The organism is Streptomyces sp. NRRL S-1813, from assembly GCF_000719605.1.
GTDB lineage: Bacteria > Actinomycetota > Actinomycetes > Streptomycetales > Streptomycetaceae > Streptomyces > Streptomyces decoyicus.
The window spans coordinates 89,823-110,453 of the sequence record NZ_JOHB01000019.1; the positions used below are offsets into that span (position 1 = coordinate 89,823).

Below are 20,631 nucleotides of genomic sequence, written 5' to 3' on the forward strand. Positions count from 1 at the left end.
GACCGCCCGATGAACCGCCCGACCACCCGATGACCTGCCCGACCGACAAGTCAATCCACGACAGGAGAACGTGACATGGACGAGAACGCTCGCTACCAGGTGCTGCGCAACGACGAGGACCAGTACTCGCTGTGGCTGGCCGACCTGGAGATCCCCGCCGGTTGGCACGCCGTGGGCAAGGAAGGCACCCAGGACGAGTGCTCCGCCTACGTCGACGAGGTCTGGACCGACATGCGGCCCCGCAGCCTGCGCGAACGCATGGACCACGTCGGCTCCTGACCGGATCCGCCCCGCAGGGCCACAACTGACCGCCATGCCCTGCCCGTTCCCGCACCACCCTCCGTGCGGGCCGCGACCGCCGGCCACCAGCCGGCGCGGCTCGCACGGACGCCCACGGCGACACCGCTGAACCGGGCTCGCCCCCATCACCCTGAAATACCGCGGCCACCAGGAAATCGCTCCTGGTGGCCGCTTTCCTTTCCCCGGCCGGCCGGTGGCCGCAGCCCCTCGCATCCCTGCGTTCCGACGCCCTACGGCAAATGATGTCGTACATCTTCATTACCCGGCATATCGGTTTTGGTGCAAAGTAGTGACGATAGGCGCCTATTACGCTATACCAGTGACATGCGCCGCCCGGGCCGGATGCCTGAGAGCGGAGTTCGGGACTTTTACGGGGTGAGGGAACTGCGGATCGCGGGGGTTTTTCTCAGTGGCCGGTCCGTGACGAGGCGCCGTCGTGCCCGGCTGGAGGGCGCGGCGCCGCTGCGCTCCGTCAGCGAGCCGCCGCGTTCGACTGCATGAGGGGTTAACTCCCGTTCCCTCGAACGGCGTTCAACGGATATCGGGTCACATCACAGCCGCCCGCCCATGCCCGGAAGCGGCCTGAGCGTTCCTCTCCGGGCTGCCTGCGCCACCCGGAATCCGCCCCTCCTGCACCCGTACCGGCATTGCCTTTCACTCCACCGAGACCACATGGCGTTCACGATGAGAAGGGAACCTGGAATGACCCCGATCCTGCGTACCGAACGACTGGTTCTTTCGCCCTACCGGCCCGAGGACGAGGATGCCTTCGTGGCCCTGCTCCGTGACGAAGAGGTCTGCCGCTGGATGGGTCAGGAGCGGTCACCCGAAGAAGAGATCAGGGCCGTATTCGCAGCAATTCTCAACGAGATCTATCCCAAAAACATGTTCGACGTGTGGGGAGTGTGGGCCGAGGGCGTTTATGTGGGCCACGCCGAGATCAAGAAGACGGGCAACGTCGACGGCTACGAGGTGGTCGCCGCCCTGGTCAGGCAGAGCTGGGGGAAGGGCGTGGGCACCGAGCTGGTATGCGGTCTGCTGGACTACGCAGCCGACACCTTGAAGCTCGACGAGGTCTACGGAATGGTGGGCGCGGAGAACGCCGCGAGTCTGGCGCTGGGCAGGAAACTGGGATTCGCGCACGTCCGCGACGTGGTCGGGGACGACGGCACGGTGACGAAGATGCTGGTCCTTCCCACCGCGGACAGAGAGAGACCCGGCGCGGGCCCCGCCGCCGGACCGCGGGACGGCGGACCGGTCCTGCCACCCACTCCCACAGCCGTCTGACCCGCACGGCCCGGAGCGGACTCCGGCGCCCGCCGGCGCTCCCCTCCTGACGCGGTGGCGGTACGGGAAGGGGCCGGGCCGGCCATGGCCGCATCCAGGGAACTCACGCCACCCTGGATGCGGCCGAAGGCACCGCCGGACCGGCCCCCGACCGGGGGGAATCCACCCCCGGGTCCGTCAGAACTCAGCCGAGCCCGTCAGAACACACCGGACCCCGTCCGAGGCATCGCGAGGATGACGCCGGTCGCCGCGGGCCGCTGTTCGCTCGGCCGGTCATCGCACGTTCCCTTCCGGCAGAGCGTCGCCGGACGGCGGAAAGGTCTCGACGATCTTGTACTTGAGTGCCTCGGGATAGTCGTGCCGCTTGAACTGCACCCGTACGACGACCGGGCCCTGGTTGATCTTGTCGCTGGGCTCGGCGATCCGTTGGAGCAGGGTGGCGAGTTCGTCGTGTGTACGGACGGCGAAGCCGTGCATCGGGTGTTTGGCGGAGCCGAAGACCTCCGCGAGCTTCTCGTACTGCCAGGGGTGCAGTTCGTTGTAGAAGTCGGCGCCGTCGGAGGACGGTGCCCCGTCCTTGTAGTAGCAGGGGTGGACGAGCATCTGCTCGATGCCGTAGAAGGCCTCGTTGTCCAGGATGAACACCACCGGGCGCAGACCGTGCCGCACATGGGTGGACATCTCCTGGCACGTCTCCTGGAAGGAGCCGTCGCCGACGAAGACCATCGGGCGCTTTGCCGCATGGCACCGCCCGAGCGCCACCCCGGTGGCCGCGCCGACCGAGTAGCCGATGGACAGCCAGCTGTTCTGCGCCACGTACGAGGCGCGTTCCGCCATCCGCAGATTCATCGAGCCGATCAGCGCGAACGCGGCGTCGCACACCACGGTGAACGGGTTGCTGCGCTCGCCCGAGGGCTCAGTGGTCTGCGAGTCGAGGAAGGCGTTGATATGGCGGAAGAAGCTGTCGTACGTCACGGCCTCCGGGTAGGGCCCGCCGGTCTGGGAAGCCAGGTAGGCGGCGGTGCTGTCGGGGACGTCGAGGCCCTCGCCATGGGCCCTGGCGAAGTAGTCCGCGGCGAAGGAGCCGCTTCCGAACTCGGCTACCAGGCGCTCGCGCAGCGCGGGCAGGAACCGGGCGAGCTGTACATCGGGGAAGTACGAGGCGCCGACATGTACCCCGTCGTGGGCGGCGACCGCCCAGTCGTCGCCGATCGACCGCTCGCCGCCGAGGTTCTTCGAGGTCGCCCACGAGCCCAGCCCGATGCGGCAGCCCGCGTTGTTGAAGACCTCGGCGACCTGCGGATTGCTGGCCTTGCCGTTGTAGACGCCGGAGAAGCCCGGGGTGTACTCGGACACCACGGACTTGGCGCCCACGGTGGTGCAGAACGGGATGCGGGTCTCGCGGACCAGCTTCTCGAACTCGTCGGACAGCCGGAAGCGGTCGATCTCCTCGCCGGCCCACAGGATCGGGTTGCGGTAGGTCCGGACGAGGTCCACACATGCCGTGACCGCCCGTTCGAGCATGCGCTGGTTCTTCGCGGTGACGGGCCGCTCCCGCCGCGTCAGACGGCCTTGCGGTGCGGGACACTGCGCTTCCCAGACGTCATCCATGACCTCCAGGTACACCGGCCTGCGGTGGGAGAGACATGCGGTGATCGCGCTGTCGATCTGGGTGGGGGCCAGGCCCGGGTTGGAGATGGCCTGGGCGTCCACCGTCACCTGGCGGTAGACGTCCAGGTTGCTGTCGGGGCGCTGGGACATATGCGAGGTGAGCAGGCCGATCGCCTGCTGGTTGAGCCACGACTCGTACGACGGGGCGGCGTTGATCGCGATCAGCGGTACGTACTCCGCGAAGGCGCCGCCGATCGCATTGAGCAGGTTGAACGCACCCACGCTGTAGGTGACCGCGACCGCGCCGATGCCCTGCTCACCGAGCGTGATCTGCGCGTCGGCGGACTTCACCCGCGTATACGCGTCCGCGGCCTGGCCGGCGCCTCCCTCGGTGGGGGTGCCGACCCAGCGCACCGCGGTTTTCTCGTGCAGTGTCGACAGGAACGGGCCCAGGTGGTCGCCGGGAACGCCGAACAGATGGGTGATGCCGAGCTGTTCCAGCCTGAGGGCCAGGTACTCGGCCACCGTGCAGGTCCTGGATGTGGTCATGACGTCAGCACGTCCTCTCGCGTCCGGTCCGGCGAGGTGGTGGATTCCCGGCGCTCGCGGGGCGCCGCGGCCCGCCCGCCGACGGCGCTCTCGTCCGCCGCGGGAGCCTCGTTGACTGCGATCGCGGCACGTACGGCCGTCTCCACCGCACCCTCGATCCAGGCGTGCTTGAGCGACACATGCTCACCGGCGAAGTGCACAGGACCCTCGGCCCGCACCACATCGAGGTGGAAGCTGGTCATCTGGTGCGGGGTGTAGACGGCCGCCTCACCGCAGGCGTACGGGTCGCGCAGCCAGCTCTGGGTCTGGCCGGCACCGGTGTAGAAGACCTCGATCCGGCGGCCGTGCACGGACTGGAGGTTCTGGAGGGCGTAGCCGTAGCGCTCGTGGTCCTCGAAGGAGTCCCAGCGCGCGGCGTCGTCCGACCAGGAGTAGCCGGCCAGCACCACGCCGCCCTGGCTTCCGGGGACGGGGTGGGAGGGGTAGTACATGAAACGGTTGGGGTTGTCGGTGGCGGAGCCGCCGCCGTAGGCGTTGGTGGCCGGCCGCACGCCGCCGCGCAGCTCGGAGTTCCGGTAGTACTCCACCTGCTTCCGGCTGATGCGCTTCTCGTCCACGCTCGGATGGGCGCCGAGCAGCCCGGTGGGCAGGTCCCGCAGGCTCTGCGGCACGGCCACCGCGGCCTCGGCGTCGTCCTCGCCCCACCGCTGGTAGTACTCGTAGAGACCGGGCGCGATGGCGTCGAGCTCCCGCTTCCAGTCCTCCTCGCTGAACTCCCACCAACGGCGCGAGAATTCCAGGAGCACCTTGGTGGCCTGGTCGTAGTGCGTCTCGATGACGGCGCGGCGCTTCTTGTACGAGAAGGCCGGGGTCACGGTGGTGAACCGCAGGCTGGAGAAGGGGATGGTGACGATCGCCAGGTCACCGGTCCAGGTCTGCACTTCTCCGTACGGGTCGCCCTCGGGCACGGTCTGGATCGCGACAGCGGGGCCGCCCGGCCCGGCGAGTCCGCCGTGGTGGCCGTCGCGGCCCGCGTCGTAGTACTCCAGCCGGACCATCCGCTGGCCCATCACGATCTGGTCCCGCAGATCCTTGGCGAGCGCCTCGGGAAGCATCCGGCTGCCGCCCTCGATCTCCCAGTATGTGGCGGTCGGGTCGATGTCGCTGCGGCCCAGGAAGCTGTGGAAGAACGCGAGGTGCAGCCGTGAGGTCATGTTCTCGATCGTGCCGATCGCCTCGATGGCCTCGTCGCTGAACCCGGCGTACTCGCGCAGGAAGCGGCCCATCGAATAGCCGTCGAAGTCGCGGATGACCCCGGCCCAGCCGTCCAGCCACTCCTTGAAGGGCTTGTTGATCCGCTTCCCGTCGCTCTGGAGTACGGAGTAGTAGTCGCGCACCGGCTCCAGTGCCTGGTTGACCATCTCGCCGACGGTCAGCCGCGATTCGCAGCCGGTGAGGTGGAAGCCCTCGTTGATCTGGGACGGGTCGGTGGCGTACTGGGCGCGCCGTGCCTGCGCGCGGTTGGTACGGATCCAGCTGTGGTTGCGCTTGTCCGGCTCCTGGAACTCGGGGCTGGGGTCGCCGTTCGTCCAGACCTTGCCGTCCTTGAACGACTTGTAGACCACCGGGGGGACGGGGGCGGTCTGGTTGCCCGTCGTGGGGTCGATGTCGACGTTGAAGAACAGCCGCCGCTTCAGGCCGAGCTTGTCGATCAGCGCCAGGGTCAGCGGATGGAAGCTGGGCAGGCGCATCGCCCCGGCCTCCGCGTACTGCGCGGGGTCGGTGAAGGGCGGCGGCTCGCCCTTCTTGGTGTGGAAGGTCTTGATCCGGCCGCCTACCCGGTTGGCGTTGGCCTCCAGGATCGTCACATCGTGCCCGGCGCGGGTCAGCAGATCGCCGGCGACCAGACCGGCGATGCCCGCGCCGACGATCAGGATGCGCTTGGGGGCTGCGGGGCGCTCCAGCCCCTCGTCGATCAGCACGTCGAGGTAGCGGAGCTTGAGGTCTTCGTTGGCCGGCTCGGGGCCGATCAGCAGGAGTTCGCGGGCGAGCTGCTGATAGGTCTTCTCATTGGCGCGCTCGGCTCCGGTGGGCCGACCGTGCAGGTCATGGCGGGTGTCATTCATGGCGGCTCAGACCTTCTCGTGCAGGGACTGGTTCGCGGCAAGCCGCCGCAGGGTGGTGATCGAGGGCGTGAAGGCGTACACCGCACCGGTGGTCCGCACGAACCGAATCCGCTGCGGTGATGTTCTTGAGCTTTTCGTCGAGCGCCTCCTCCGTGTCCGCGGCGACGAGCAGTACGGCGTGTACGCCGGTGCGGTCCGAGCCGAAAAGCCAGTTAAGGACACCCCCACCCAGGTGGCGGTGAGGGACGGATCCTGGCCGTAGGCGCGGCGGGAAAGGGAGAACTCCTCAGCGATGTCCGGGGCGGCCGTCGGGCGCATGGAGGTAGTGGTCACTTCTCTCCTTTGCTGGAGCTTCGCGAGCGTCGGGGAGCTGCGCGCGCAGGCGGATGTGGCTCCCGGCACGCTGAGGCGGCATATGAGGCGGAAAGTGATGCGGAAGGGTGATGCGGAAAGGACACAAGGGCACACCAATGCCAGCCGGTGCACGGCTTGTGGCACCAGCCCAGCATCGAATCGGCCACCCCGCAAAGCACCGACGCCAACCGGGGCACAGGGTCACCCACACCGGTGACCACGGGTCCACCACGGTGGACGGCATCGCGCAGTGAGCGGACGGCACAGGCCCCGCGAGCCGGCCGACGGAACGATCCGGTCAGCCGTCGCCCCGAGCGCCGGGGGAGCGTGCGCCGAGCGGGGGAGTGGGCACCTGGGGCGAGCCTTGGTCGGGCTCCTGTCGGGCGGGCCGCTCCACGGGCCACGCCGAACCTCAACTGAGCCCGGGTGCAGGGTACTTCGGTGCGTTCACCGCCGCCGGCGCGCGCACTCCCTCGACGGATCCTTCAACAGCGATGCCCCGCCGACCCGCTGCAAACGTGCGAGCGGGTCGGCGGGGCATCGCGGGCACGGCGGCGGAAGAGCGTTTCACCGGGGCCTGCCCGTGGTGTCAGAGGCGGCGCCCGAAGAGTTCCAGCAGATTGCGCCAATGGCGCTCGGCCGCCTCGGCGTTGTAGGCGGAGGTGTCGCTCTGGGTGTAGCCGTGGTGGGCGCCCTCGTACAGCTCGCTGCGGTAGGGCACGCCTTCGGCGTCCAGGGTCTGCTCCAGGCTCTTGATCTGGTCGGCCGGCATCGAACCATCCTGGTCGGCGTGCCCGAAGTACAGCTCCGCCTTGATGCGGCCGGCGAGCCGGTGCGGGCTGTCCTCGTCGTCGGTGACCAGGCGGCCGGCGTGGAAGGAGGCCGCGGCGGCGATGCGGTCGGGGTGGGCAGCGGCGGTGCGGAGGGCGAGGACACCGCCCATGCAGTAGCCGGTGGTGCCCACCGGGCCGTCGGTGACCAGGGGCGAGGCGCCCAGCCAGTCGAGGTAGGCACCGGCGTCCCGCATGGCCGGGGCGGGGGTGAGGGACCGCATGACCGGGGCGAGCTGCTCGAAGATCTCCGGCCGCTGGGAGGGGTCGATGAAATCGGGCAGGTCCACCACCGGGGCGCGCCCGGAGCGGTAGAAGACGTTGGGCACCAGAACCGTGTAGCCGTGCCCGGCCAGGCGCCTGGCCATCTCCTCCAATGAGGGGCGCAGCCCGAAGGCGTCCATATACAGCAGGACGCCGGGGTGCGGCTCGCCGTCGTCCGGGTGGGCGAGACAGGCGTCGGCGACACCGTCAGGGGTGGGGATGTCCAGGGGGGCGCCGTGCACGCTTGTCATGTCCGCACCTTTCGTCGGGCTCCAGGGCGACGCGCGAGAAGCGGGCCGCCCGTCCGCCGGTTCCACGCCGGCGGATCCCCCCACAGTAATCGTCTGTACGGAGGGAGCATCCGGTACGGCGGGGCGGGCCTCCCGACGCCGGGGGAGGGACGCCCTTCTTCGGGCCGCCCCGCCCCGGCCGATCTGTCCGGAGCCCACCACGGAGGCCCCGTAAGACTGTTCACGTCCGCACAAGTCCCTTGCGTTTCCCCTGTGTTGGAATCCAGGCATGACCAGTACCTCTCCCGTAACCGTGTCACTCTCCCGGAACGAGCCCTCGCGCCGGCCGCGCGCCGAGGTCGAGCGGTTATGTGACGAAGCGACGCGACAGAAGGACCTTGCGCACCGCAGAGCGGAATTCTGGGTCAAGGTCGATATCGCCCTGGGCTTCCCCGCGGCCCTCCTCGCCGGTGTATCCGGAGCGGCGGGGCTGGCATCGGTGGACGCACGTGTGCCCGCGGCGCTGGTGGCCCTGACCGCTGCCGGGTTCGCCGCCGGGGCCGCCTTCCTCCGGGGTGACAGCAGGCGTCTGGGCAACAAACGCGCCCGGCAGGCATGGGCCTTCGTGGAGGCCAAGGCCCGGATGAAGCTGGCGCAGGACCGGGTGGCCCCCGAGGACCTCGGCGAGGTACTGGAGAGCCGCCAAGCCGCGCTGGCGGCCTACGAAGGGGAAGACGCCCAGGCCGGTCCGCCACCGATGGTGTCGGGCTGAAACGCGGGAAGTTCGTCAGCCCGCGCGACGTATGACCGCGCGACGTATGACCGATTGGCAACCGTCGAGCCGCGTTCCTTGATCCTTCTCCATGGCAACGGCGGAGGCGGAGAGGAGCGTTGCGGCGGCGAGGCTGCCCCAGAGGGCGGCCGGGCCGTGGGGTGCGAGAGCGGTGATGGCCGCCGGGGAGACGGCGAGGCCGAAGCCCGTGGAGAGTTCGAAGCGGGCGAGGGCGTGTCCCATGGCATGGGCCGGGGCGAGGGCGCAGCGTGAGCGCACTTCCCACCCAGTGCGCAGCTCCTCATGAAAGGCTGGGAGCATGATGGGTGGACCGTCTGAGAACCCAGAACTCTGGGCCTTCCTGGAATCACTGCACCGAGGCGAGTTCCTTTCCGGCACCGTCACAGCGGTCGAACGGTTCGGTGTGTTCGTTGCGCTGGACGACGGACCCGACCATCCGGTCTTCCCCGGCGTGGGGTTCATCTCCTTCGCTGAACTGTCCTGGCGACGTTTCGCGGCAGCCTCCGACGTCGTGCAGGTTGGACAGCGCGTCTCATGCGAGTTCCTCCAGTTCGACACGTGGAACCTGGAAGCCAGACTGTCCTTGAAAGCCACACAGCCGGACCCCTTCCAGGTATTCGCCGACACCATCGCGGTGGGGCAGAAACTGCCTGGCCAGGTCACCAAGCTGATCCCGTTCGGCGTCTTCGTCGAGGTCGCCGACGGAATCGAGGGACTGGTTCACCTGCGAGAGCTCGCCTGGACACCGGTGGAGAGTCCATCAGATGTCGTCCAGGTCGGCGACAAGATCACGGTGGTCGTCACCGAGATCGAGCGAGAGCGACGCAGGCTAACCCTCTCCCGACGACAAGGCTCATCCGCTGGCGTGTGATGCGCTGCGTTCCTGCGACAGTTCCCTTGCGCGAGTGTTCCTGAACGTCTGCTCCGTCAAAGGAAGGCACACGCCCCAGGCCGGTGAACCTTTGCGGTCACAGCACTAGCCGGCGGCATCCCGTTCGGCCAGCTTCTTGAGGGTCAGCAGCTGCTTGCGCATCATGACGAGATCGCCCCAGGCGAGGAGTCTGCGGCGCAGCCTGTGGGCGAGTGATCCCTTGACCCCGGCAACGACCTTGACCACCAGACGGCAGCCGCTCTCGTGCGGGCGCAGGGTGTAGCTCACCGCCATCTGTCCGTGCCGCTCGGCGAGCCGGGGCGGGAGGACACCGGTGATGTGCCTGTCCGTTGCGAAGTCCGCGATCTCGAACACGAGGAACGGCTGTCCCGGGGCCAGATCCGGTAGTCCCTGTACGAGCTGCTGCGGGCTCTTGTGCCCGCGGAAGTCGATCCAGTCGTAGCTGTACGGGGCGATGGTCAGCTGCCGTAGCCAACGGAAGGTGAGACCGGCCGGTGCCGACACGTCCACCGCCCGGATCCACCCCTCGGACGGGGCCTCCACCAGGCGATCACACGGATAGCGTGCTTCCTGCTCCGGGCCGGTGGCGCCCCAGACCTTCCCGGTCACGTCCATGCCGCGACCCTATGCGAACGCGCTCGCCGCCGGTGCCCTACGAACGCCGCCGGCAACCGGTAGGGCAATGGCCCGGCCTGCGGCCGTGGGCGGGCGGCGTCGGCACCGGATGAGCAATGGCTGCTCATACGCCGACGGCCGGCAGGCATCATGCTGGGGAGAGGGAGGGCCGGGCCCTGGCGTCCGTCGTCACGTCCGGGGGGGTAGGGACATCGGTACGACAGGCAGGGAGCATCGTGTGACGTCCGCCCCGTCATCTTCGGTACCTGACGGCCACGAGGTTGACGATCACGAGGCCGACGGCCACGAGGCCAACGACCATGAGGGGGCGTCCACAGCGGGTGTCGGCCGGCGTCACCGGTGGCCGTTCGCGGGCCGGTCCGAGGAGTTGGCCGCGTTCGAGACGTACCTCGGCGGCGGCACGGTGTCCGCCCTGCTGGTGCACGGGCCGGCCGGCGTGGGCAAGAGCCGGCTCGCGGAGGAGTGCCTGCGCCACGCGGAACGGCGGGGCTATCGCACCGAACGGGTGGTCGCCACCACGGCGGACGCCGCACTGCCGCTCGGAGCCCTCGGGCATCTGCTGCCGCCGGACGCGCCCGTGCACGACCCCGTGCTCACCTTCCATGCCGTGGCGAAGGCCTTCGCCCCGCACCGCTCGGACGGGCGGTCCCGGCGCGGTGTGGTGCTGGTCGACGATCTCCCGCTGCTGGACAACGCCTCCGCGGTGCTGCTCGGTCACCTGGCCCGGACGGGCTCGGTCTTTCTGGTCGGCACGGTGCGTACCCCGGCAGCGCCCTCGGACGTGGTGGAGTCCTTCGAGCACGAGGACAGCACCAGACGCATGGATCTCGCCGGGTTCGGCGAGAGGGAGGTCGCCGCTCTCGTCCGCGGCTTCCTCGGCGGGCCGGTGGAGCACGCCTCGTTGAGCACGCTGACCCAGGACTCGCGAGGTAACGCGCTGGTGCTGCGCGAACTGGTCGCCGGTGCCCTCGACTCGGGTGTCCTGGGGTGCGAGGACGGGCTGTGGCGGCTGACCGGACGGCCGGCCGGGACCCGCCGCCTGACCGGGATCGTCCGGAGCCGGCTGGAAGGCCGCAGCGGAAGCCAGCACCGGCTGCTCGAACGCCTCGCCCTGTGCGAGCCGTTGCCCCTGGACGCCCTTCAGTACGGCGGCGGCCACACCGACGACCTCGAGACGCTGGAGGAGCAGGGGCTGGTACGCGTCCGTATGGACGGACGACGCACCGTGTGCGTGCTGGACCACCCCATGTACGGCCAGGTGCTGCGCCGCAGCATTCCCGCCGCGCGTCGCCGTGCCCTCTACCGGGAGCAGGCCGCTCACCTCGCCGCACTGGGCGCCCGGCGTCGTGAGGACGCGTTGCGCCTGGCGTCCTGGCGGCGGGCGGCCGGGCTGCCGGTCGGCCTCGACACGCTGCTGCCCGCGGCCCGGATGGCACGGCACGTATGCGACTACCCGACGGTCGTCGGTCTGCTCGCCACGGTCCCGGCGCGGGACGCCACCTTGGAGGTCTGGCTGCTGCGTGGCGAGGCCCACCACCACACCGGCCGCTGGGCAGCCGCCGAGGAGTGCCTGCGCACCGCGGAACGCCTGGCGGAGCGGGACGAGGACCTGCTGACGGTCACCATGGAGCGCACCCAGAACCTCTACTGGGGACTCGGTGACACCGCCCGCACCCTGGAGGTCAACACCCGGGCCGCCGCCCGGCTGGACGAGAGCGGCAGGCGGGTGCTGCGGGTCAACGAGGCGGCTTACCTGCTGTACAGCGGACGGGTGCCCGATGCGCTGCGACTGCTCGCCGACGCGGAGAAGATCGCCGTCCCGCGGCTTCGGATGTGGGCACAGTTGCAGCGTTCCCTCGCGCTGTCCTATACGGGCCGCAGCGGCGAGGCCGTGGAGCTGGCACGCGCGGTCCACGAGGAGTTGACCGCCGCCGAGAGCGAGCGTCGGCACGGCAGACCCTCCTCGCACGGCAGCGGGCCCGCGATCTACCGCGTCGCGGCGCTGACCGATGCCGGGCGTACACAGGAGGCGCGCGAGGTGGGCCGGGCCGCGTTCTCCCAGGCGGTCGGGGCCCGGGCGCCGGCACCGCAGATCTGGCTCGCCGCGCACCTGGGCCGCTGTGAACTGATCGCCGGGCACCTCGGGCCGGCCCACGACTGGTTCACCGAGGCGCTGAGTCTGGCGCGTGGCCAACAGGCACGGCGGGCAACGGCCTTCGCGGGTGCCGGACTGGCCGTGGTGCTCGCCCAGACGGGCCGCGCCGACCGGGCGCGCAGCGCGCTGGAGACGGCCCGGTGCCCGGAGGGGGAGCGCCAGCACGCCTCCCGGCTGATGCGGCAGCTCGCCACCGCTTGGTATACGGCGGCAGACGGCGCGACCGAGGAGGCGCAACAGGTGCTCGCCGAAGCGGCCGTACAGGCCCGTGAGGCGGGTATGTCCTCCTACGAGAGCTGGCTCCTGGCCGACGCCGCGCGGCTCGGCGCCGCCGTCGAGGTCAGCGGCAGACTGGCGCAACTGGCCGCGGACGGCGACAGCCCCCTCGCCGGCCTCAGGGCACGGTTCGCCGCGGCACTCGCCGTCGACGACCACCGGCGGCTGCGCAAAGTGGCGCAGCGGTGCGAGGAACTGGGTGCGGACATGATGGGAGCCGAGGCCGCCACCGGGGCATCGGCCGCCGCCGAGCGGGCCGGTGACCCGCGGGCCGCCGCGGCCGCCGCCGTACTGGCCCGGCTGCTGCTGGACCGCTGCGGCGCGGACCGTGTCACCGCTCCTCGGCGACGTGGTGCCGTGGTACGGCCGCTCACGGGGCGCGAGCAGCACGTCGCGCGGCTCGCGGCGGACGGGCTGACCAGCCAGGAGATCGCGGCCCGGCTGGTGCTCTCGGTCCGTACCGTCGACAACCACCTTCAGCGGGCCTACGCCAAGCTCGGCGTCACCTCGCGCGGCGAACTCGCCCGCATCATGCGGTAGTTGCGGCAGTCACGCGCCTGCCGGGCCGATGCCCGTACCTCACCCCGGCGGCCGCCGAAGGCCGCCCCGGGCCGCGAACGGCCGGGCTCCGGGCCCGCGCGATGACGGGGCTCCGGCCCGGTCGTCCCCGTCCCCCCACCGACCCACGGGCCCGTTGCCTGCGGCTCGTGCGCACCGCCGCCCGCGGTTCACCTCGCGGCGGGCCTCGCGACGGGCCCCGCGGCGGAACGATGGATCACCCCGCCCAGCGCCGTGCGGTCCGAGACCTCCAACTTGGTGTAGATCCGCTGTAGGTGGTTGCCGACCGTGCGGACCGCCAAGGTCAAGCGGGCAGCGATCTCTTTGCTGCTGAGGCCGCTCGCCGCCGCCAGTGCCACCTCCAGTTCGCGTGCGGTCAGCCGGGAGCGGACGGACGGCGGCACCAGCCCCGGGGTGCGGGCACTCGGGGCCGGGCCCACGAGCGTCAGGGCACGCTCCCGGGCGGCCTGCGCAAAGGCGTCGGCACCCGCGCGGAGGTACGCGGTGGCGGCCGCGTTCCAGGCCTCCGCCGCGAGGAGCGCCGCCCCCTGGGAAGCCAGACGTCCGGCGCACCGCTCCAGCAGGTCGGCCCGTCCGGCGGCCAGCGCGCGCACCAGGTCGGCGCGGGCGGACACCAGGGCGCTGTCGGACCCGGCGGCCAGTGCCCGTAGCGGCTGCTCGGCCTGCGCCGCCGCGCCCAGCCGTGCCGCGTCGCACAACAGGTGCGACTGCGCGGTCAGCAGACCGCGCCGGCCGGCCGCCCCGGCGGCGTCCAGCGCCACCCCGCGGGCTCGCCCCAACTGCCCGGCCGCCGCCGCCATCCAGGCGCTGACCAGCGCCGCCTCCGGACGCCACCAGCGGCCGGGCCGCAGGGACCCGGCCTCCTCCCACCACTGTTCGGCGCGCTCGGCGTCGCCGCCCACCGCCGCGGTCAGTGCCTGCCCGCACAGCCCCGCCCACTCCCCGGAACGCAGTCCCACCTCACGGGCGTGCGCCAGCATGCTGCCGTACCAGATGCGCGACTCGGGCAGCCGGCCGCGCAGGTAGCAGATCCAGCCCAGGTGCTCCGCCAGCCAGGTCTGGGCGCTGCCGGCGTGCGAGTCCATCGCCAGGTCGTATCCCTGCCGCGCCAGATCCTCGGCCGCCGCCAGTGACCCGGACTCGGCCAGCGCGCGGGCCTCGGCGCCCACCAGCAGTGCCGGATGCGCCACGGCGTCCACGGCGGTGCACGGCCGGCGGCCGGCCCGCGACAGCCGGGCGGCCCGTACCGCCTCGCCGGTGCGGCCCGATTCGGTCAGGCAGTACACGCGCGGCACCGCCGCGATCACGTCGGCCCGTGAGCCCGGTTCCGGCGCGACCGTCCGCCAGGTCTGTTGCGCCCGGCGCACATCCCCCACCAGGCTCCACAGCGCGATCTCGTTCGCACCCAGTACCGCCTCGTCCGGGTGGCCGGCGAACGCGCGCCGGGCCGCCGCGTTGACCGTGAACGCCTCGTCCACCCGCAGCAGACCGAACGCCAGGCTCTGGGCATGCAGCACCACGGCCGCCAACCGCTCGTCGTCCCGGGTGGACTCGCGCAGCACCCGCCGCACCGCCCGTTCCGCCTCCCGCGGGTGCCCGTGTTCGTACAGCTCCTCGGCGAGCAGCAGCAGCGAACGGGGACGGGGCCGGATCCGCGCCAACTCCCGCGTCAGCCGGAGCGCGAGGGCGTGATCGTGGGTCCGGCGGGCCAGCACGAGGGCGTGCTCCAGCTCGTCCGGGCCGACGCCGTCGGCCGCGTCGAGTCGCCAGCGCACCGACCTCAGCAGCCCGGCAGGGCCGGTGTCCCGATCCCGCGACCGGGTGGTCTGGTCCCGCAGGATCCGGCGGGACCGCTGCACCGGCAGGGCCGCGCGCAGCACGTCCCCGTACAGCGGCCCGGCGAGTTCGGCGCAGGTGTACGGCCCCTCCTCGACGAGGCGTACCCAGCCGTCGTCCGCCAGGAGGTCCGCGGATGCCCGGTGCGGTGGGTCCAGGGGGAGGCGCCCGCACACCGCCAACCGTTCGAGGAGGCCGAGGTGTTGCGGGTCGAGGTGTCGCAGCCGGTTCTCGATCAGCGCCCGCAGCCGCGGGGTCGCCGAGAGCGGGCCCCTCAGGCGCCACAGGCCGCCCTCCGCCACCAGCGTCCGGTGCCGCACCGCGCCGTCCACCAGTTCCCGCAGGTCCCGCGGTCGTCCGCCGCTGGCCCGGTGCAGCATGCGCACCGCTCTGCGCTCGACGGCCCCGCCCAGCACCCGCTCGACCAGATCGCTCACCACCGCCTGGGGCAGGGGCCGCAGATGGACCCGGTGCAGCGCAAGGTCCGGCCACACGGGAGGACGCGTGGCGTCGGTGGTGGCGACCAGGCCCACCCGGCCGGTGCGCAGCCAGGAGGTGAGCAGCGCGGCCGACGCCCCGTCCAGGTGGTGGGCGTCGTCCAGGAGCAGCACGGGCCGCCGCCCGGAGTCCGGCCCGGTGTCGCTCAGTGTGGGCGGGGCGCCGTCGGAGCCGGGTCGCAGCAGATGGGCCAGGGCGCCGAAGGGCACCGAGCGGGCAACGGGTGTGGCCGTGACGCGCAACTCCGGATGGCCTCGGCGTCCGGCCAACTGCCCGCACTCGTACGCCAGTCTGCTGCGGCCGGTACCGCACGCTCCGGCCACCAGCACACCGCTGCTGCGCGGGTCGCACAGCGCGCGGGCCGCCTCGTCCAGCTCCGTGTCGCGGCCGAGCAGGGGCCAGGGGCGCTCGGGCCGGGGCCGGCGGGCCGGACTCGTGGTCTTCATCGGGGTGCTTCCTGCACGTCTCGGGGTGCTTCCTGCACGTCGGCGGTGCCGTGACGCCGTACGGCGACCAGCCGGTGACGCCCTGCGGCTCGTCGTCACCGAATTGCCGTCACCGAAAAGAGGACCAGTGGCTGAGCCAATGAACCGGATGGACGTAGCGTCACCCACCTGCCCGCCGTCCGTCAACGCGTCTGCACGGCCGGGGCGGGACGACGTGGGGACGACGCGGCCACCTGACGGGCCCGGGAGGCGGCCTTGTACGGTGGTGCGCGCACGGCACGGGCGGACGGCCGCTCGGGCGGCGCTAGTGGGGGAGAGCGGTGAGGGCGCCGGTGGAGGAACCGATCACCCGTGACACGACGGTCGACGCCTTGGAGCGCCGGCTGCGCGACGCCATCATCGATGGGCGGCACCCGGTGGGCGCACTGCTGCCGCCCGAGCGGGAACTCGCCGCTTCCTACGGGGTCAACCGCACCACCCTCAAGCACGCGTTCGTCCGCCTGATGCAGTCCGGGCTGGTCGAGACCCGGCACGGCGTCGGTACCCGCGTGCGGGACTTCTGGCGGCTGGGCACGGCCGAGCTGCTGCCGGTCCTGGTGCTGCGCGATGACGCCTGGCTTGGCGAGATCTTCGAAGTGCGCCGCCAAGTGGGCGCATTGATCGGCGCCCTGGCCGCGCGCCGGGCCGGCCCGCCGGACGTCGCGGCGCTGCGACAGCAGGTCACCGCGGTGCGTACGGGCAGCGACAGCGACCAAGTGCAGCTCGCCGACGCCGAGTTCCACCGCACGCTGGCCCGCGCCACCGGCAACCGCGTCTATCTGCTCATGACGAACACCCTGCTCGGCGGCTATCTTCCGGTGCGGCAGGCGCTCGCCCAGCCGTTCCAGGACGCCGCAGCCGCCGCGGACCGCCTCCACCCGGTGGCGGAGGCCGTGGCCGCGGGGGACGAGGACGCCGCCCGCCGGGCCGTCGAGGCCTACATGACGGACACCGAAGCGCTCATGCGTGCCCAGGGGGACAAGCCGTCGGCGCGACGCCGCCGCTGAGACCGCGCCCGGCAGCGGGCGGGTCCGCCCCACCCGTCACCCGTACACCCGACGCCCCCGCCCGGCCCGTCATGGGCAGGACGGAGCACCCGGGCCGTGCGGCCTCATACGCCGCTGCGCCGCGTCATCAGCGTCCGTAGGTCCCGGCGGTTCGCGGCGCCCACCTTCCGGTAGACCCGGTACAGATGGTTGTTGACGGTGCGCACCGACAGGCTCAGCCGCTCGGCCACCTCCCTGTCCGACAGACCGCCCGCCGCGAGGCCGGCGATCAGTCTCTCCCGGTCCGACAGGAGCGCGGAGTGACCCAGGAAGCGCAGGGGCGGGGTGTCCACCGGGCCGCAGCCGCGCAGCAGTTCCCGGGCCCTGGCCGTGGCGGCGGTGGCCGCCTTGGCGCCCCCGGCACGCTGGTGGAAGCGCGCGAGTTCGGCGTACGCCTCGGCCGCGAACAAGCCGGCCCCCATGTCCGCGAAGGCGCGCGCCACCCGCCCCATGAGCTTGGGCTCGCCCGACCGGTACGCCTCCGCGTACGCCCACCGTGCCCGCAGGAACGCGCCCTCCAGGTGCAGATCGGCGGGGGCCCGCCCCGGGGCCCGCAGGGACAGCCGGGCACACTCGTGCAGCCCGATGGCGGCGTCGGCGTGTGACCCGTCCGCCAGCGCCCCCGCCACCGCGCCGTGCAGCACCCGCTCGGCCACGGCGGTGTCACCCCTCTCGTGGTGGCGCCGGGCCTGCACCACCGCAAGGAACATGGCGCAGTGTCCGGCATCCCCTGCCGTCAGCCCGTCGGGCAGCGGGTCGTCCGGCCGCCGGTCCGCCGGCAGGCAGCTGACCGCGAGCGCCGCGTGGATACCGGCCTTGACCTGCCACTGCCGCCACCCCACGCGGTAACTGGAGGTGAACGTGAAGTACTTCAGTGCGGCCTCGACGGTGCCCCGGTCGTGCAGCAGGTGCCCCAGGGCCAGACCACGCTGCGCGTCGATGCGGACGTGGTGGCTCTGCACGGCCTGGGCGTACTCCCGCCAGTGGATCCGCTCCGCCTCGTCGAAGCGGCCGCAGTAGTGGAGCGCGGAGGCGTGCAGTTCCTCCAGGGAGTCGGCATGGAACTTCGTGGGCCCTCCCGGTGCGCGGTCCAACTCGGCGCGGAGCGTGGCGTACAGGGACAGCGCCTGCTCGGGCCGGCCCATATGGCACAGCGAGCCCATCATGATCAGGCCCGCTTCCAGCCCGTGTTCGGCCGGCCCGTTCCGGCGCAGGGCCCCCGCCAGCGCGCAGGCGTCGCTGAAGCCGCCCTGGAAATACCGGGAGGTCATCCGGAAGTAGGCCTGTTCGCCGGCCGGCAGTCGCGGCAGTAACCGGTCCAGCTCCTCGTACCGTGCCTGGAGCAGCATGCTGTGTGCCTCGGCCCGCTCCAGTGCACGGGCGTACCCGGGACCGCAGGCGCGCACCGTCGTGAGGAACGCTGCAAGCCGGGGGAAGTCGGCACTGGCGGTGAGCGCCCGTGCGTGCAGTTCGGCGGTGTCCGTGCCGGGGTAGTGGCGCCACGCCGCCCGGGTCAGCCGTACCGCACTGGGCAGCGCCGGGTCGCGCAGGCTCTGCTCGATCGCCCGGTCCAGCAGGGCCCGCGGCGGGGTCTCGTGGGCCTCCAGGTGCCACTCGGCCAGGCGCAGGCAGTCGTCGTCGGCCATCAGCGCGGTCAGCCCCTGGTGGGCGGTGACCCAGTCCCGCAGCCGGCGACGGCGTCGCAGCGGCGGCACGCCGCACGACATCGCGTATGACGCGAGCGGGTGGGCGATGCGCACCCGTGGTGCACCGGACGGGTCGGCGCTGCCGTCGACGATGCTCAGCAGGTTCCGGCGCTCCAGCTCCTCCAGTTGTCCGGTGTCACAGAGCTGCTCGACGGACGCCAGCCGCGGACTGCCGGCCAGCGCCACCAGCTCCAGCACCTCACGGCCCGCCTCGTCGAGGTCCCGCAACTGCGGCTCGACCAGCTCCAGCACGGAGGGCGGCACCGGAAGCCGGTCACCGGCGAAGTGCCAGCAGTCCTCCGACCGGACCAGGAGGCCCTGTTCGACGGCAGCACGGGCCACCTCTCGCAGCAGACGGGGGCTGCCGCCGCACCACTGGGCCAGCCGGGCCGCGCTGGTCTGCCCGAGCCCCCCTTCGAGCAACGAGTCCGTCAGTTCCTTGACGCCGGTGGCGTCCAGCGGCTGGAGGTCCATGCGCACCAGCGCCCGGTCGCTCCACAACGCCAGGAGTTCCGGCGGCAGTCCGTGTCCGTCGGTGGTTACCGAGACCAACAGTTTCCCCGTCGGATGCCGGGCGGCCTCGTGCAGCAGCGGCCACAGCTCCGGCCCCAGCAGATGCGCGTCGTCGACGCTCAGCAGCCAGGCGTCCGCCGGGTCGCGCTCCGCAAGACGCGCGAGCTCGGCCAGTGTCCGGGCAGTGGTGGGGGAGCGGTGGGGGTCCGTGCTGTGCCTTGATACGGCGGCTTCGGCGTGCGGGTGCAGGCTGATCAGGCGTCGGCGGGGTGCGAGAGCCGGGGCCTCGTCCAGCAGGCGGGACTTGCCGATGCCGGACGGTCCGGCGATCAGAACGCCGCGCGGGCCCCGCCGGGACAGCAACACCCGTCGGATCCGCTCCAGTTCGCCGACCCGTCCGACGAAGGGGGAGCAGGTGGCGAGGACCGGCTGATGACCCGCCGCCGGCGGGAACGGGGAGAGCTGCATGGGTTCCATCGATTCCTGTGCGGGCGGCGGAAGGTGATCATCGGTCCTGGCCAGTTTCCGTGGGCGGTTCGCCACCGGCCAGGGGAGCCGTTACTCAACTTGGCGCGCATACGCGCCGACCGTCCCCGATCGCAGCCCGAGCGCCTGTAGCACGGCCGTCCGCGGCCCGGCCGTCCGCGGCCCCGGCCCCGCACTCCCACCCAGGCACCCAGGCCCTCGGTCCGCATCAGCCGAAGTGGATGAGGGGTTTGATGATGCCGTCCTCCTTGAACTCCATCATCCGGAACGCCTTGACGATGTCGTCGAACCCGAACTCGTGCGTGGTCATCGGGGTGGGATCGACCTTTCCGGTGCGCATCAGCCGGAAGATCCGGTTGAGCCAGTCGCGGCCGCCCCGGTTCAGCCCCGCGTAGACCTGTTTGTCCGACATCCCGTAGCCGAAGGGCTCCAGTGGGATCTCGAGCGGCTCGGGGTCCTCGCCGTGGTAGCCGACGTTCGAGATGCGCCCTCCGGGCTTGGTCACCCGGAAGGTGGCCTCCCAAGTCTGACGCGAGCCGAGCGCTTCGATGGCGGCGTCGACCCCCTGACCACCCGTCAACTCCATGATCTGCGCGACGGGATCACCTCGCGTGTGGTCGACGATCACATCCGCACCGAAGTGACGTGCCAGTTCCTGCCGCGGGGGGAGTGACTCCACCGCGATGATCAGCCCGGCCCCGCGCAGCCGGCAGCCGATCGTCGCCGACAGGCCCACCGCGCCCTGTGCGAAGACGGCCACCGTCTCGCCGAAGTCGAGCCCGGCGTGCTCGGCGGCGACGAATCCGGTCGACAGCATGTCCGTGGCGTACAGCGCCTGGTGATCGGAGAGATCGTCCGGGATCGGCGCGAGGTTGGCGCGGGCGTGGCCGACGAGGAAGTACTCCGCCATGTTCCCGTCCCCCCGGGTGGTGAACCTGGCGGCACCCAGGATCACGCCGCCGCACTGCGACGTGAAGCCGCGCTGACATGTCTCGCACTCGAAGCACGGCGTCACCCCGCTCACCGCCACCCGCTGCCCCACGTCCAGCCTGTCGACCGCTTCCCCCAGCCCGTGCACCACACCGACCGCCTCGTGCCCGAGCGTGACGTCGGGCGCGACGGTCATGGCGCCCCTCTTCGTGTGCAAGGCGGGCCTTCCTCGGGCGACGGCGTCCCTCC

13 protein-coding genes and 1 pseudogene are annotated in these 20,631 nt (G+C 71.7%); 6 read left to right on the forward strand and 8 right to left on the reverse strand.

Features of this window, described 5'->3' with window-relative positions:
* The first annotated feature begins 75 nt into the window (after nt 1-75).
* Nucleotides 76-279, forward strand: a complete 204-nt coding sequence (locus IF67_RS0124470) for an MbtH family protein (RefSeq protein WP_030077941.1) — start codon at nt 76-78, stop codon at nt 277-279.
* A gap of 723 nt (nt 280-1,002) precedes the next feature.
* A complete protein-coding gene (locus IF67_RS0124475) occupies nt 1,003-1,587 on the forward strand; it encodes a GNAT family N-acetyltransferase (RefSeq protein WP_078889601.1) in 585 nt (194 codons plus the stop codon).
* Between the two features lie 273 nt (nt 1,588-1,860).
* Here IF67_RS0124475 and IF67_RS0124480 read toward each other — a convergent pair whose 3' ends face one another.
* The 3 genes from IF67_RS0124480 to IF67_RS0124495 all read right to left on the reverse strand — a co-directional run bounded on the left by IF67_RS0124480 (nt 1,861) and on the right by IF67_RS0124495 (nt 7,572).
* Nucleotides 1,861-3,747 (reverse strand): alpha-keto acid decarboxylase family protein, encoded by a 1,887-nt coding sequence (locus tag IF67_RS0124480; protein ID WP_030989081.1) that lies wholly within the window; start codon nt 3,745-3,747, stop codon nt 1,861-1,863.
* A complete protein-coding gene (locus tag IF67_RS0124485; protein ID WP_030989083.1) occupies nt 3,744-5,873 on the reverse strand; it encodes a flavin monoamine oxidase family protein in 2,130 nt (709 codons plus the stop codon). Before IF67_RS0124485 ends, IF67_RS0124480 begins: the two co-directional genes overlap by 4 nt.
* A gap of 943 nt (nt 5,874-6,816) precedes the next feature.
* Complete coding sequence (locus tag IF67_RS0124495) at nt 6,817-7,572, reverse strand: dienelactone hydrolase family protein (protein ID WP_030989085.1); 756 nt, start codon at nt 7,570-7,572, stop codon at nt 6,817-6,819.
* A gap of 268 nt (nt 7,573-7,840) precedes the next feature.
* Here IF67_RS0124495 and IF67_RS0124500 point away from each other — a divergent pair, with 268 nt between their 5' ends.
* The gene (locus IF67_RS0124500; RefSeq protein WP_030989087.1) at nt 7,841-8,323 is read left to right on the forward strand and encodes a hypothetical protein; all 483 of its coding nucleotides are present in this window, start codon (nt 7,841-7,843) and stop codon (nt 8,321-8,323) included.
* A 15-nt stretch (nt 8,324-8,338) separates the two neighbouring features.
* On the opposite strand, the pseudogene IF67_RS0124505 reads toward IF67_RS0124500, so the two are convergent.
* A pseudogene (locus IF67_RS0124505) lies at nt 8,339-8,587 on the reverse strand (MFS transporter); the annotation flags it as partial.
* A 55-nt stretch (nt 8,588-8,642) separates the two neighbouring features.
* On the opposite strand from IF67_RS0124505, the gene IF67_RS0124510 reads away from it, so the two are divergent.
* Nucleotides 8,643-9,215 carry a S1 RNA-binding domain-containing protein gene (locus IF67_RS0124510; RefSeq protein ID WP_030989092.1) on the forward strand — a complete coding sequence of 191 codons (573 nt, stop codon included), beginning with the start codon at nt 8,643-8,645 and terminating at the stop codon, nt 9,213-9,215.
* A 105-nt stretch (nt 9,216-9,320) separates the two neighbouring features.
* On the opposite strand, the gene IF67_RS0124515 is transcribed toward IF67_RS0124510, so the two are convergent.
* Nucleotides 9,321-9,851, reverse strand: coding sequence for a hypothetical protein (locus tag IF67_RS0124515; RefSeq protein ID WP_030989095.1), 531 nt, complete (start codon nt 9,849-9,851; stop codon nt 9,321-9,323).
* A 238-nt stretch (nt 9,852-10,089) separates the two neighbouring features.
* Between IF67_RS0124515 and IF67_RS0124520 the strand changes: the two genes are divergently transcribed.
* Complete coding sequence (locus IF67_RS0124520) at nt 10,090-12,843, forward strand: LuxR C-terminal-related transcriptional regulator (protein WP_051818539.1); 2,754 nt, start codon at nt 10,090-10,092, stop codon at nt 12,841-12,843.
* A gap of 188 nt (nt 12,844-13,031) precedes the next feature.
* Here the strand turns inward: IF67_RS0124520 and IF67_RS0124525 are convergent, their stop codons facing one another.
* Nucleotides 13,032-15,662: a helix-turn-helix domain-containing protein gene (locus IF67_RS0124525; protein ID WP_030989099.1), complete on the reverse strand. Its 2,631-nt coding sequence runs from the start codon at nt 15,660-15,662 to the stop codon at nt 13,032-13,034.
* 332 nt (nt 15,663-15,994) lie between these two features.
* Between IF67_RS0124525 and IF67_RS0124530 the strand changes: the two genes are divergently transcribed.
* Nucleotides 15,995-16,708 carry a FadR/GntR family transcriptional regulator gene (locus IF67_RS0124530; RefSeq protein ID WP_030989100.1) on the forward strand — a complete coding sequence of 238 codons (714 nt, stop codon included), beginning with the start codon at nt 15,995-15,997 and terminating at the stop codon, nt 16,706-16,708.
* Nucleotides 16,709-16,812: 104 nt separating this feature from the next.
* Here the strand turns inward: IF67_RS0124530 and IF67_RS0124535 are convergent, their stop codons facing one another.
* Both IF67_RS0124535 and IF67_RS0124540 read right to left on the reverse strand, forming a co-directional pair.
* Complete coding sequence (locus tag IF67_RS0124535) at nt 16,813-19,443, reverse strand: helix-turn-helix transcriptional regulator (protein ID WP_030989102.1); 2,631 nt, start codon at nt 19,441-19,443, stop codon at nt 16,813-16,815.
* Nucleotides 19,444-19,660: 217 nt separating this feature from the next.
* Nucleotides 19,661-20,599 (reverse strand): zinc-binding dehydrogenase, encoded by a 939-nt coding sequence (locus IF67_RS0124540; protein ID WP_267959231.1) that lies wholly within the window; start codon nt 20,597-20,599, stop codon nt 19,661-19,663.
* Nucleotides 20,600-20,631 lie beyond the last annotated feature (32 nt).

Excerpts from the sequence above, each read along its gene's own strand:
- IF67_RS0124470 (WP_030077941.1), top strand. The coding sequence starts at position 76 with ATGGACGAGAACGCTCGCTACCAGGTGCTGCGCAACGACGAGGACCAG.
- IF67_RS0124475 (WP_078889601.1), top strand. The coding sequence starts at position 1,003 with ATGACCCCGATCCTGCGTACCGAACGACTGGTTCTTTCGCCCTACCGG.
- IF67_RS0124480 (WP_030989081.1), bottom strand. The coding sequence starts at position 3,747 with ATGACCACATCCAGGACCTGCACGGTGGCCGAGTACCTGGCCCTCAGG.
- IF67_RS0124485 (WP_030989083.1), bottom strand. The coding sequence starts at position 5,873 with ATGAATGACACCCGCCATGACCTGCACGGTCGGCCCACCGGAGCCGAG.
- IF67_RS0124495 (WP_030989085.1), bottom strand. The coding sequence starts at position 7,572 with ATGACAAGCGTGCACGGCGCCCCCCTGGACATCCCCACCCCTGACGGT.
- IF67_RS0124500 (WP_030989087.1), top strand. The coding sequence starts at position 7,841 with ATGACCAGTACCTCTCCCGTAACCGTGTCACTCTCCCGGAACGAGCCC.
- IF67_RS0124510 (WP_030989092.1), top strand. The coding sequence starts at position 8,643 with ATGATGGGTGGACCGTCTGAGAACCCAGAACTCTGGGCCTTCCTGGAA.
- IF67_RS0124515 (WP_030989095.1), bottom strand. The coding sequence starts at position 9,851 with ATGGACGTGACCGGGAAGGTCTGGGGCGCCACCGGCCCGGAGCAGGAA.
- IF67_RS0124525 (WP_030989099.1), bottom strand. The coding sequence starts at position 15,662 with ATGAAGACCACGAGTCCGGCCCGCCGGCCCCGGCCCGAGCGCCCCTGG.
- IF67_RS0124535 (WP_030989102.1), bottom strand. The coding sequence starts at position 19,443 with ATGGAACCCATGCAGCTCTCCCCGTTCCCGCCGGCGGCGGGTCATCAG.